Origin of the sequence: Erwinia sp. LJJL01, assembly GCF_047300805.2 — a bacterium.
GTDB classification, from domain to species: domain Bacteria; phylum Pseudomonadota; class Gammaproteobacteria; order Enterobacterales; family Enterobacteriaceae; genus Erwinia; species Erwinia aphidicola.
Window position 1 is genome coordinate 2,334,123 of sequence record NZ_CP178576.1, and the last position, 12,557, is coordinate 2,346,679.

11 protein-coding genes and 1 pseudogene are annotated in these 12,557 nt (G+C 60.5%); 1 reads left to right on the forward strand and 11 read right to left on the reverse strand.

Features of this window, described 5'->3' with window-relative positions:
- Positions 1-23: 23 nt before the first annotated feature.
- The 11 genes and pseudogenes from araD to ACLI4M_RS11650 form a co-directional block, all read right to left on the reverse strand.
- Positions 24-723 (reverse strand): annotated as a pseudogene (gene araD, locus ACLI4M_RS11600) (L-ribulose-5-phosphate 4-epimerase).
- The gene (locus ACLI4M_RS11605) at positions 720-1,577 is read right to left on the reverse strand and encodes an L-ribulose-5-phosphate 3-epimerase (protein WP_133624951.1); all 858 of its coding nucleotides are present in this window, start codon (positions 1,575-1,577) and stop codon (positions 720-722) included. Before ACLI4M_RS11605 ends, araD begins: the two are co-directional and overlap by 4 nt.
- 2 nt (positions 1,578-1,579) lie before the next feature.
- Positions 1,580-2,242 carry a 3-keto-L-gulonate-6-phosphate decarboxylase UlaD gene (ulaD, locus tag ACLI4M_RS11610; RefSeq protein WP_133624950.1) on the reverse strand — a complete coding sequence of 221 codons (663 nt, stop codon included), beginning with the start codon at positions 2,240-2,242 and terminating at the stop codon, positions 1,580-1,582.
- Complete coding sequence (locus ACLI4M_RS11615; RefSeq protein WP_133624949.1) at positions 2,239-3,720, reverse strand: FGGY-family carbohydrate kinase; 1,482 nt, start codon at positions 3,718-3,720, stop codon at positions 2,239-2,241. Before ACLI4M_RS11615 ends, ulaD begins: the two co-directional genes overlap by 4 nt.
- Complete coding sequence (locus ACLI4M_RS11620; protein ID WP_133624948.1) at positions 3,717-5,012, reverse strand: MFS transporter; 1,296 nt, start codon at positions 5,010-5,012, stop codon at positions 3,717-3,719. Before ACLI4M_RS11620 ends, ACLI4M_RS11615 begins: the two co-directional genes overlap by 4 nt.
- Positions 5,013-5,024: 12 nt before the next feature.
- The gene (locus tag ACLI4M_RS11625; protein ID WP_133624947.1) at positions 5,025-5,495 is read right to left on the reverse strand and encodes a YhcH/YjgK/YiaL family protein; all 471 of its coding nucleotides are present in this window, start codon (positions 5,493-5,495) and stop codon (positions 5,025-5,027) included.
- Positions 5,496-5,509: 14 nt separating this feature from the next.
- A complete protein-coding gene (gene yiaK / locus ACLI4M_RS11630) occupies positions 5,510-6,505 on the reverse strand; it encodes a 3-dehydro-L-gulonate 2-dehydrogenase (protein WP_133624946.1) in 996 nt (331 codons plus the stop codon).
- Between the two features lie 272 nt (positions 6,506-6,777).
- A complete protein-coding gene (locus tag ACLI4M_RS11635) occupies positions 6,778-7,623 on the reverse strand; it encodes an SMP-30/gluconolactonase/LRE family protein (protein WP_133624945.1) in 846 nt (281 codons plus the stop codon).
- Positions 7,624-7,633: 10 nt separating this feature from the next.
- The gene (locus ACLI4M_RS11640; protein ID WP_133624944.1) at positions 7,634-8,734 is read right to left on the reverse strand and encodes an ABC transporter substrate-binding protein; all 1,101 of its coding nucleotides are present in this window, start codon (positions 8,732-8,734) and stop codon (positions 7,634-7,636) included.
- Positions 8,731-9,831 (reverse strand): ABC transporter permease, encoded by a 1,101-nt coding sequence (locus ACLI4M_RS11645; RefSeq protein ID WP_133624943.1) that lies wholly within the window; start codon positions 9,829-9,831, stop codon positions 8,731-8,733. The genes ACLI4M_RS11640 and ACLI4M_RS11645 overlap by 4 nt, the downstream gene beginning before the upstream one ends.
- Before the next feature lie 41 nt (positions 9,832-9,872).
- The gene (locus ACLI4M_RS11650; RefSeq protein WP_133624942.1) at positions 9,873-11,399 is read right to left on the reverse strand and encodes a sugar ABC transporter ATP-binding protein; all 1,527 of its coding nucleotides are present in this window, start codon (positions 11,397-11,399) and stop codon (positions 9,873-9,875) included.
- A gap of 334 nt (positions 11,400-11,733) precedes the next feature.
- Between ACLI4M_RS11650 and ACLI4M_RS11655 the strand changes: the two genes are divergently transcribed.
- A complete protein-coding gene (locus ACLI4M_RS11655) occupies positions 11,734-12,531 on the forward strand; it encodes an IclR family transcriptional regulator (protein ID WP_048917509.1) in 798 nt (265 codons plus the stop codon).
- Positions 12,532-12,557: the final 26 nt, after the last annotated feature.

Consider the following 12,557-nt stretch of genomic DNA (forward strand, 5'->3'; position numbering starts at 1 on the left):
CGGTCCGCCCGCCAATGGGCACTCTATTGCCCGTAATACGCCCCCGCCCCATGTTTACGCAGATAATGCTTATCCAGCAGCACCTGCTGCATATCGCGCATCCCCGGCGTCAGCTGGCGCGAGAAAATCCCCATATAGGCAATCTCCTCCAGTACCACCGCGTTATGCACCGCATTCTCCGCGCTGCTGCCCCAGGCAAACGGGCCGTGGGCGTTGACCAGCACCGCCGGGATCGCCGTCGGGCTGATGCCGCGTGACTGGAAGGTATCAATAATCACCTCGCCGGTGTTGTGTTCGTAATTCTCCGCGATCTCCTGCGCTGTCATCAGAACGGGTGCAGGGAATGGTGCCGTAGAAATAGTCGGCGTGGGTGGTGCCCCAGGCGGGGAGATCCAGCCCGGCCTGCGCCCAGATGGTGGCGTGGCGCGAATGGGTATGAACAATGCCGCCGATATCGTTAAACGCACGATACAGCGCCAGATGGGTCGCGGTATCAGAAGAGGGCTTTTTGCTGCCCTCCACGGTGCGGCCGCTCTCCAGCTCCACCACCACGATATCGTCAACGGTCATAACGTCATACTCCACGCCGGAGGGTTTGATCGCCACCAGCCCGCTGTTGCGGTCAATGGCGCTGACGTTGCCCCAGGTGAAGGTCACCAGACGGTGGCGCGGCAGGGCCAGATTGGCCGCGAAAACCTGCTGTTTCAGCGTTGATAAACTCATTGTAAGCCTCCTTCCTGCATTTTCTGTTCAATCCAGCGCCGCGCCTGCACAATCTCGGCCACCGGCTCCTCGGCTTTTTCTGTCCACATCTCAATCAGAAACGCGCCACGATAGTTCAGCTGTTTCAGCGTGCGGAACACGCCAACAAAATCGACGCAGCCTGCGCCAAACGGCACGTCACGAAACTGCCCCGGCGAGCTGGCGGTGACGGGCTGCGTATCTTTGAGGTGGATAGCGGCGATGCGATCAATGCCCAGCGCCAGCTCGGCGGCGACGTCATTGCCCCAGGCGGTCAGATTGCCGACGTCGGGATAGACGGTGAACCACGGCGAGGCCTGCTGCTTATCCCAGTGTTTCCACTTGCTGATGGCGTTGATAAATTCGGTATCCATAATCTCGACGGCCAGCATCACCTGCGCGGCTGCGGCGCGATCCACCGCCCACGCCAGCCCTTCAGCGAAGCGCGCCACCGTCCCCTCGTCATGCGCTTCGTAGTAAACGTCGTAGCCCGCCAGCTGGATGGTGCGGATGCCAACGTCCTTTGCCAGCTGGATCGCCTGCTCCATCAGGCTATAGGCCTGCTGGCGTATCTCCGGGTCGTGACTGCCAAACGGGAAGCGGCGGTGGCCCGAGAGGCACATCGACGGGATGGTCACGCCGGTTTCCATCATTGCGTTGACCAGCGAGAGGCGCTGCTCTTTGCTCCACTGCAGGCGCGACAGCCGCAGATCGGTTTCGTCCACCGACATCTCGACAAAGTCGAAACCGCAGGCTTTTGCCAGCGCCAGACGTTCCGGCCAGCTCAGGTGAGGCGGCAGGGCTTTTTCATAAATTCCCAGCGGATGTTGGCGCATGATTATTGTCCCCAGATGCTGGCAATGGCCTGATGGAAGTCGGCGGCGGTCGCCCGCCCGTCGGCGCTTTCGCTCAGCGCCCGCCCGACGATAAACGCCTTCACGTCGATGTTTTTAAACTGCGGCAGTTCGTCCGGGGTAATGCCGCCGGTGACCGACAGGGCAAAGCCCAGATCGGACAGGGCTTTCATCGCGTCCAGATCCTGCTGGCTCCACTGCTGGCCGCTGGCCTGGGCATCGCGTCCACGATGGTAAATGGCCTGCGTCAGCCCCAGCTCGCGCCAGCGCTTAGCATCAGCCAGCGTCCAGTGGCCGAACAGCTCAATCTGAATGTCGCCCTGATGCTGGTGGGCCACCTCCAGCGCGCTGGCAAAGGTCGCCAGCGGGGCTGCGCAGATCACCGTCATCCAGTTGGCGCCGGCTTCAAACGCCAGCGTCGCCAGCGTCGCCCCGGCATCCGCCACTTTAAAATCGGCCACCAGGGTTTTCGCGGGCAGCTGCTGACGCAGCTGGCGCACCGCGTCTATCCCGGCGCTGAAGCACAGAATGGTGCCGGCTTCGACAATATCGACCTGCTGATGCAGGCGCTGTGCCGTCTCCAGCGCGGCATCCAGCCGGGTGTGGTCGAGGGCCAGCTGAAGCTGGGGAACCCGGGAACGGCTCATGATGTGACTCCTTGTGTGGCGATCAGCGCCGCCAGTAGTTGCTGATAACGTTGATATTTTTTCTGATACAGGGCATGACGCTCGCTATCGGGCTGGTAGCTGACCATTTCGGGTACCAGCGCCTGCTGTGCCTGTTGCAGCGAGACATACGCCCCGGTTCCGGTCATTGCCGCCAGCGCTGCGCCCAGGCAGCCGCTCTCTTCGATCTGCGGGATCTCCACCGGCAGGCCGCTGGCGTCGGCAAACATTTGCATCCATACCGCTGAACGCGTCGATCCCCCGCTCAGGCGCAAGGCCTTGACCTGCGGGAAGCGTGTCAGAATGCGATTGAGGTGGGTGAGGTGGGAGAACACCACGCCTTCGTAGATCGCCTGCACCAGATGGCCGCGCTGGTGGCCCGCCTGCATACCGAAGAAGCTGGCGTGCAGGTCAGCCCCGGCGTTGCAGCCGTAGAGGAACGGCAGGAACAGCAGGGAACTCGCGGCTGGCGGTAGTTCCGCCACCCACTGATTAAGCAGGTCGTAGTCATCGATGCCCCACTGCTGGCAAAACCACTCCAGATTGGCGGCCGAGGTCGGGCTGGCTTCGTGAATAATGTACTGGCCGTCAATGGCATAGCGGCCGTAAACAAACGGATAGTCGGCTTCGTCGCTGATGCGATCGGTAATCCCGCTGGTCACCGACCAGGTGCCCATGACGGCGTTCAGTCGGGTATCGTCATGCAGCCCGGCGCACAGCGCGGTAGAGACCACGTCGAACAGCCCACCGACCACCGGCGTGCCCGCGCGCAGTCCGCACAGGGCGGCCGCTTCAGCGCTGACATAGCCCGCCATGTCCGTTGGCCCGACAATCGGCGGCAGGGCAGGCAGAATATCGCCGATGCCGAGAGTTTCTGCCAGCGCGGCGGACCAGCCGCCCTGCTGCATGTCGTACAGGTTGGATTCGGAGATATTGGTCTCTTCGCAGGCCAGCTCTCCGGTCAGGCAGTAGCGCAGATAGTCATGGGCCATCAGCACGCTGCCGATCGCCGCGTAGCGCTGCGGTTGATGCTCCTTCAGCCAGCGCAGCAGTGACACCGGATGTCCGGTCCATAACGTCTGTCGGGTGAGCGGATATAGCGTCTGCGGCATGCCGTCACGCTGCCACTGCTGCACCAGCGCCAGCGCCCGGCGGTCGGAGGAGAGAATGCCGTTACCCAGCGGCTGCTGCTGTTTATCCAGCAGAAACAGCCCTTTGCCCTGCGCCGAAATGCCGACGCCGGCAATCTGTGCGGCATCCAGCCCGCTGCGTTTCAGCACCTCTGCGATGACCCGTGCGGCCTGCTGCCACAGCAGCGGCATATCGCGCTCGGCCCAGCCCGGCTGCGGCACCTGCACCGGCAGCGTCTGGCGTGACACTGCCTGTTCGCGGCCCTGTGCGTCATACAGCCCGGCCTTAATAAAGGTGCCGCCGCAGTCCAGCCCTAACCAGTAATTCATGCGGCCTCCCGGTGCTGCGCATCGCAGCGGGCTGGCAGCGTTAACGCCAGCAGTGAGGCAATCGCCAGCGCGATCGCCAGGCTGTAGACCCCGGCATCTTTGCTGTACGCCACGATTAACACCCCGACCATATAGGGGCCGCAGAAGCCACCGAGGTTGCCCAGGGCGTTAATCACCCCGCGCGCACCGCCGGCCACTTCGGCATTAAACAGGCGTGGAGGAATGCTCCAGAACACCCCAGCCGCTGACTGGATAAAGAAACCGCAGCCAACCAGCGCTGCGTAAGACCACCAGATATGCGCTTTCAGCACTACCGACAGCGCCATACACAGGGCAAAACCGGCCAGCGGCAGGGCGACGAACAGCTTGCGGCGTCCGGTGGCATCCGACAGCGCGGAGAACAGGAACATGCCGAAAATCGCGCAGACATAGGGCAGGATCGCCAACATGCCGACCTGCTCCAGATTGCCGTGGGTCAGCCCTTTGAGAATGGTGGGTAGCCACAGGGTGTAGCCGTAGATCCCGGTCTGATAGAAGAAGTTCACCAGGATCAGCCGCCACATCACCGGCTCACGCATCACCTGACGCAGTGAGGCTTTACGGCTGTTTTTGCCTTTGATCAGCAGCTGCTCGTCGTGCAGGGTTTTGATCAGATACTGTTTTTCCGCCGCGGAGATCCACTTCGCCTCCTGCGGGCGGTTGCTGATGGTGAAATGCCACAGCGCCATGACAAACAGCGACAGCACACCCTCAACGAAGAACAGCATGCGCCAGTCCCAGGCGGTAATGATCCAGCCGGAGAGCGGGGCGGTGAGGATCCCGGCGATCGGCACAAACATGATCACAATGGCGTTGGCGCGGCCGCGCTCGGCATCGGGGAACCAGTTACCGATCATCGTCAGCACCACCGGTAACATCCCGCCTTCGGAAACCCCCAGCGCAAAACGCAGCGCCAGCAGCTGATACTGATTGCTGGCGAGGCCGGTCAGCAGGGAGATTACCGCCCAGGCCAGCAGTGACCAGCCGATAAAGCGTTTACCGTTGCCGTAGACCGCCAGCTTGCCCCCCGGCACCTGTAAGAACAGATAACCGATAAAGAAGATGCCCCCGGCCAGTCCGGCCATTGAGGCGCTGATGCCGAGATCGGCATCCATCCCGCCCGGCATGGCAAAGGCGATATTGACCCGATCCATATAGGAAATAATGCAGGTGATCAGGATCGGCGGAATGATCCGCAGCCAGCGCAGAGACGGGATCCCTTCGCGGGCGAGGGTGGTAGACGTCAGGCTCATAGCGATCCTCTTTTAGTCAGCGAGATCGGCCACAGGGATCTTTACCACCACCTTGCGGATCGCCTCAGGGGCATGCAGCGCGCAGTTTGGGCGGTGAATATCCTGCGGGAAGAACACCGCGAAGTTTCCCGGCCGCATCCGCAGCAGGGTTTCATTGGCGGCATCCTGGTAAAAGATGATGTCGCGTACGTCATCATACGGCTGGTGGATCGCCGGTTCCGCTCCCCCGGTGGAGACGCCCATCAGCTCATTGCCGCAGACCAGGTACTGCACATCGATAAAGTGCCGGTGCGCCTCCGGGTAGTTGTCGCCGTGCGGGGCGGTTTGCAGGTCAAGCACCTGCACCTGCCAGCCGGTTTGGCTGTCCTGGTAACGCCCGGCGGCCATCGTGGCCAGATCGTGGCGGGCTAAATAGTCGATGGCGCGCGCAATCGCAGGCGGATAGTGACGGGCATCGGTGTGGTTGATATGGCCAAAAATCATGCGGTGTACTCCCGTTACAGTGCCTGGATGCGTGCCCAGACGCGTTCATCCACCGGAATGCCGAGGCGCTGGTTTTCAGCGCGAATACCGGGGAACTTGTGGCCCGGCAGGCGGATCGCCTGCTGGTCGGCGCGCTCGGCACCGGTAATCGATTCGCGGATGCGCGCCAGCTTGCTGTCGCGGGTGGCGCCGTCGATCAGGCGATCGACATCGATGGCGATAAAGACCTGGGAGATGCCAAATTCGTCGCCGTTATCCTCGGTCACTTCGGTAACGGAGGCCCCGTCAGAGAGCAGGGTGGCGACCATATCCAGCACGATTGAGAGCGCGGAACCTTTCCAGTAGCCCATGGGCAAAATGCGGCGATTTTCTTCTATCGTGGCGGGATCGCGAGTGTATTGGCCGTCATTGTCAAAACCGCCGTCGACCGGCAGGGTTTTGCCCGCCAGGCGGTTCACTTCCAGCATGCCGTAGGAGAACATCGACATCGACATATCGACCATGGTGATCGGTTCGCCCGGCACGGCAACGATTAGCGGGTTGGTGCCGATGGCGCAGCTTTTGGCCCCCCACGGCGGCATAACCGCAATGGAGTTGGTCCAGCAGACGCCGATATAGCCTTTTTCTGCTGCCTGCCAGCCGTAGCTGCCGCCGCGCATCCAGTGGTTGGCATTACGCAGCGCCACCAGACCGATCCCGTGGCCGTCGGCCAGTTCAATGGCGCGATCCATCATGCTGCGGGCGGTAAGATTGCCTATCGCACGGTGCGCATCCCACTGTTCGATCGCCCCCAGCGAGAGGATCTTTTCGGCTTCTGCCTGCGGCACGATATGCCCGGCGTCCAGCTGCTGGATAAAGCGGGGAAAACGATTCACCCCGTGGGAGTAAACGCCGCTCTCGCTGGTGTCAGCGAACAGGGTGGCACAGCTTTCGGCTTTCTCTGCTGGCACACCGCGCGCCAGTAACACCCGCAGAAACTCCTGTTTCAACTGCTGATAGCTGATTCTCATACTGCTGTTTCTCCCCGGAGATGGCTTTATTTCAATATATGGAATGTCGTTCCAAATAAATCCTATGCGCCTGACGAGGACAAGTCAAAGAAATGAGCTGTGATTTTGTCTTTATAAAACAGTGAGATAAAAATAGTATTGGGTTCTGTGATCGGTAACACATCGGGTGAAGTCGTGGCGTGGGGAAGCCGGGTCAGGCATGCCTGACCCCGACAAAAAAACGCATCGCGGCCATCCCTTACCGTCAGGGCGTGGCACGCCTTGCCCGGCCGTTAACCGACGATCGCCCGGTACAGCGAGGTGGTGGCGGTAATATACAGCTCATTACCCTGCGGGCCGCCGAGGGTGCAGTTTGACACCCGTTCCGGCACCGCGATCTTGCCGCGCGTCACGCCTTTGCTGTCGAAAATAATCACCCCGTCGGCGCAGCTACAGTAAAGATTGCCGCGCGGATCCACGCAGAAGCCATCCGGAAAACCGGGGGCCACCTCGGCAAACAGCCGCCCGCTGCCCAGCTCCCGGCCATCTACCGGATAGACCCTGAGCTGGCGGCGACCCAGCGTCGGGAAGTCAACCACCGACATATCCGCGACATACAGCAGGCTTTCATCGGGCGAAAAGGCCAGCCCGTTGGGGCGTTGCAGATCGCTGGCGGCGATGGTCAGCCGCTGTTCGATCGGATCGAAGCAGTAGAGATAACAGCCGATCACCTGGCTGTGCGCGTGATAGCCCTCCTCGTCGCTGACGATGCCGTAAGGCGGATCGGTGAACCAGATCGTGCCATCGGATCGCACCACGACGTCGTTCGGCGAGTTGAAACGCTTGCCGTCCACCTTCTCCACCAGCAGCCTGACGCTGCCGTCATGCTCGGTGCGGCTGATGGCGCGGCGGCCATGCTCGCAGCTCACCACCCGGCCCTCATTATCCAGGGCATTGCCGTTGGCGTAGTGCGACGATGCCCGCCACAGGCTGACTTCGCCATTGCGCTGCCAGCAGAACATGCGGTTACCCTTCACGTCGCTGAACACCACTGCATCCTGGCCGGGCAGCCATACCGGCCCCTCAGCCCAGATGGCCGGGGAGCAGAGTTTTTCCAGCGTCAGATTATCGGTCTGCATAGCGCCTCCGTTACTTCACGCCCCAGATAGTTTTGTAATGCCCCTGATAATCATTCTGCGGGTCGTAATGGTTCTGCGGCCCGCCGTCGCTGCCGATATTATCGCGGGTGATCAGATGCGCGGGGGTGACGTAACCTGATGGCGGCTGCCCGGCAAAGGCGCGGTTAAACTCATCCAGCAGCTGCCAGCCGTGCAGTTTCAGCGGCTCGGCCACCGTGCCGATCTGGCTGTCGCCGCTGCGAATACGCTGGAAGGCAGAGATTGACCCATCCCCGGCGGAGATATTAAACGGCGCGTTTTTGCCGCCTTTGCCGGCGGTCTTCAGCGCCGGGGCCATAAAGTCAAAGTAGAGGTCGTTGATCGCCAGCGCGTACTGGAAGCTGTCGCCGTATTTTTGCAGCAGGCTGAAGGTCATCGACGGCATACGGTTGGCGGTATCGGCCAGCGGGGTATCGATAAACTCCACCACTTTACAGCCGCTGCATTTCTCAATTTCCTGCTTCATCGCGTTGGCCTTATCCAGGGCAATTTGATACAGCGAATCGGTGAAAATCAGCACCTGCGCCTTGCCACCGGACTGCACCACCGCATACTGCGCGGCAAGGCGGGCGACCTCGTTAGAGTCTGAGGTGATGTTGGCGACCACGTTATATTTGGCAATCGGTCCCGGCTGCGGTTCGGCGTGCCAGGCCATCAGCACGATTTTTTGCTGAACCGCTTTTTTCAGCGGAATTTTCGCCACGTTCGGATTCCAGCCGCCAATAACAATGCCGTCAGGGCGCTGGGCGATCGCCTGATTGAGCGCCGCCAGCTGATCTTTCACCGAGCCGCCACCGTCGAGGGTTTCCAGCTTCCAGCCCGCCGCCGCCGCGGCTTCACTCAGCCCCTGCTGCACGCCCTGCACGCCGCCGTTTTTCATATCAGAGGCGATAAAAATCACCTTCTTATTCTTTTGCAGGGTCGGGCCGGTCGTCGGGCCGTCCCACTCTGTGACGCTGGCAGTGGCTTTGGTGACCGCCGCCGTGGCCCGATCGAGATAGCTGTCGGCCCAGGCGGGCAGCGAACCTGCCAGCAGGGCGCCAAGGGTCAGAGCAAGAAGATGACGTTTCATAAGGTACTCCCTGGAGTGAGGGTTTTCTGGTTATTGTCAGGAGTGGTAGCCGGAGCGGTTTGACTGCGCACCACGGCCTTTTGATTCAACATCCGGCGACGCTGGGCGTAACCGGCGAGGGTGATGGAGAGCAGCAGGGTGGCGCCGTTAAACAACGGTTCAACCCAGAAGTCGCCGCCGAACTGCTGGATGCCGGCAATGCCGATTGCCAGGATGGCGATGCCGACCACGGTGCCCCAGACATTCACGCGTCCGGGGCGAATGGTGGTACTGCCGAGGAATGCACCCACCAGCGCAGGCAGCAGGTAATCCATGCCGACGCTGGCCTGACCAACGCCCTGTTCGGCGGCGATTAGCACCCCGCTGAAGCCGGTCAGCACGCTGGAGGCGATAAAGGCACCGATGGTAAATTTATTCACCGCAATACCGTTCAGCCGCGCCGCCGCAGGGTTACCGCCTACGGCATACATGCAGCGGCCAAGCGGGGTGTGTTCGGTGATCAGCCACAGGATAATGGCCACGGCCAGTACGTAGAACGCGCCGATTGGGATACCGAAGATTTCGGTATGATGCAGGGCGGTAAAAGCATCAGGCAGATCGCCGACGATCTGGCGGCCGCCGGAGTGCCACAGCGCCACGGCGTACAGCACGGTGCCGGAGCCCAGGGTAGCCACGAAGCTATCGATATCGGCCAGCGCCACCAGAATGCCGTTCAGCAAGCCGTAAACGGCGGAGATGGCCAGTACGGTCAGCACCGCCATCTGCCAGGAGAAGCCATATTCCACCTGTAAGGTGATGGCGAGGATATGCCAAAGCACAATACCAAAGCCGACGTTCAGGTCGATTTTGCCAACAATCATCGGAATGGTGGCGGCCAGCGCCAGCAGGGCAATTTTGGCCTTACTGGCGAGGATCGCCTGTAAGGTCAGCATGCTGGCAAATGAGGGCGACAGTAAGGAAAACAGCAGGGTGAGCAAAATACACAGCAGCAGCAGGCCGTAGCGGGTGACGATCTGCATCAGCCACGCGGCGGGGCCGTGCTCGCTGAGGCTGACCCGCTGTTCCAGCGCGGTAGACTTCACGGATGTTTTGGACATAGCAGCTTCTCCTGCCACCGTTGGGAGGTGGCGTTAATCATTCAGGCGGTGGCGACAGGGGTTTCGTGGCTGGCAGAGGCCAGTTCGAGTAAGTTGGCAAAGGTGACGCGTTCATTTTTCAGTTCACCCACCACCTGACCACGGTTAAACACCAGCGCGCGGTTGCAGATATGGGCGATCTCTTCGAAGTCGTTGGAGATCACCAGCACCGCCACGCCGTCGGCCAGCGCTTTATTCAGCAGGTGATAGATCTCTTCCCGTGCGCCGACATCGACGCCAGCGGTGGGATCTTCGAGGATCAGCAGCGGGGCATTGAGGTGCATCCAGCGCGCCATCACCACTTTTTGCTGATTGCCGCCGGAGAGGGCGCTGATGTCGAGGTTGACGTCTTTCGGACGGACATCGAACAGCTGCACTTTCCACCAGCTGGCCCCGATTTCGGCGCGGCGGCCGTAGCGTGACAGCAGGGCATGGCCGCTGGCGCAGGGATTAATAAACAGGTTTTCGCGCACGCTCATCGACATCACCAGGCTTTCGCCAGTACGGTCGCCTGCCACCAGAGAGATACCTGCGGCCATCGCCTGCTGCGGCGACTGCGCGTCATACCGTTTGTCCCGGAACTGAATGTTGCCGCCGCTGCGCTGGCGCAGGCCAAACAGCAGGCGACCAATCTCCTCCTGCCCGGCACCGCGCAGACCGGCCAGCGCCAGCATCTCGCCGGGTTGCAGGCTGAAGGAGACCGGGCCGACCTCATCAATACACACCTGGTCGAGAGCCAGTACCGGATCTTTGCCTGCCGGCAGGGCTTCACGCCGGTCGCCGTCGATCGCTTCTCCGACGATCATTTCCACCAGATTGCGCAGGGTGTATTGCGCCGTCATCCCGCCCGCCACCCGTTTGCCGTCGCGCATTACGCAGACGCGATCGGCAATCTCTATCACCTCATCCAGACGATGAGTGACGTAAATCATCCCGACCTTCTTACTTTTCAGATGGTTGATCACGCTGAACAGGTGGCGCACGTCGTTGGCGGGTAGCGAGGCGGTGGGCTCATCCAGCACCAGTACTTCGGCGTTGACCGCCACGGCACGGGCAATCGCCAGCAGGGATTTTTCGGTACGCGACAGCTCAAATACGCGGGCGTCCGGATCGAGTGCGATGCCGACCTCCTCCAGCGCCGCACGCGAACGTTCACGCACCGCACGCCAGTCAATCAGCCCCAGACGGCGGGTAAATCCCATCACCAGCGCCATATTCTCCGCCACGGTCATCCACTCAATCAGCCCGAGATCCTGATGGATAAAGGCGATCGGTTGCTGACGGGCGGTTTTTAAACTGGCGGCAGAAGCGATGCTGGTATGTTGAAAACGGATCTCCCCGCTGTCGCGGGCATAGACTCCGGCCAGCACTTTGATCAGCGTGGACTTTCCGGCACCGTTTTCCCCCAACAGGGCGACCACTTCGCCAGGGAAAACCTCCAGACTGACATCGTTAACAGCGATATTGCCGCCAAAGCGTTTGGTGATATGGCTCAGAGTAAGAACCGGCGTACCGGGTGTATGCTGCATGACAGCCTCCTGCAACTCCTGGTGGGCATTCAACGCGGCGTGGTTAGGAAAAAAGCACCGCAATATTCCAATATGCGAAATCAAGTTTCAAAAATACTATTCTCAGTTGCAGCGGAAAGCAAAGGCACGGGTGTTTTATTTGTTTAGATAAAACAATGATTTATTTTTGATGTTGTGGAATTGTGATGGACAGCGCACTTCTGCAGCGGGCGCCTGCGGGTGAAATTCTGCCTAAAACGGCGCTGAAACAGGGTTCCATGTTCACAGTGCAGGGTGCATGGGGTAACATCGGGCCACTCCCCGTTGCGGGGCAGGAACTTAAGGGGAAGTGTGGATGAGCGTGAAGGACGATAAGAAAGACAAGCCGCTGGGCACCCAGAGCCTGTTTCGTGGCCTTCAGTTGATTGAACTGTTAAGCAACTATCCGAACGGCTGCCCGCTGGCCACTCTGTCTGAGCTGTCCGGAATGAATAAAAGTACGGTACACCGCCTGTTGCAGGGGCTGCACAGCAGCGGCTATGTGACTCAGGCACCGTCGCCGGGCAGTTATCGTCTGACCACTAAATTTATCTCCGTCGGGCAGAAGGCGCTCTCGTCGCTGAACGTGATCCACGTTGCGGCGCCGCATCTGGAAAAACTCAATCTTGAGGTCGGTGAAACCGTCAACTTCTCCAGCCGCGAAGATGACCATGTGATCCTGATTTACAAGCTGGAACCGACCACCGGCATGATGCGGACCCGCGCCTATATTGGCCAGCATATGCCGCTTTACTGCTCGGCAATGGGCAAGATTTTTATGGCCTGGGGCAGCGAAGATTATCCCGCGCAGTACTGGCAGAGCCATCAGGACACTATCCAGCCGCTAACGAAAAATACCATCACCACGCTACCGGAGATGCTGGACGAGCTGAAAAATATTCGTCAGCAGCAGACGGCGATGGACCGCGAAGAGAACGAGTTGGGCGTTTCCTGTATTGCCGCGCCGGTGTTTGATATTCAGCAGCGGGTGCCGTTCGCGGTATCGGTATCGTTACCGACGGCGAAACTGCAGCAGATTGGGGTGAAAAAACTGATGGCGCCGGTGGTGGCGACCGCCAAAGCCATCTCCGCCGAATTGGGCTTTCACGGTTAATGCATCATCCCGGGGCGGCCCGTGTT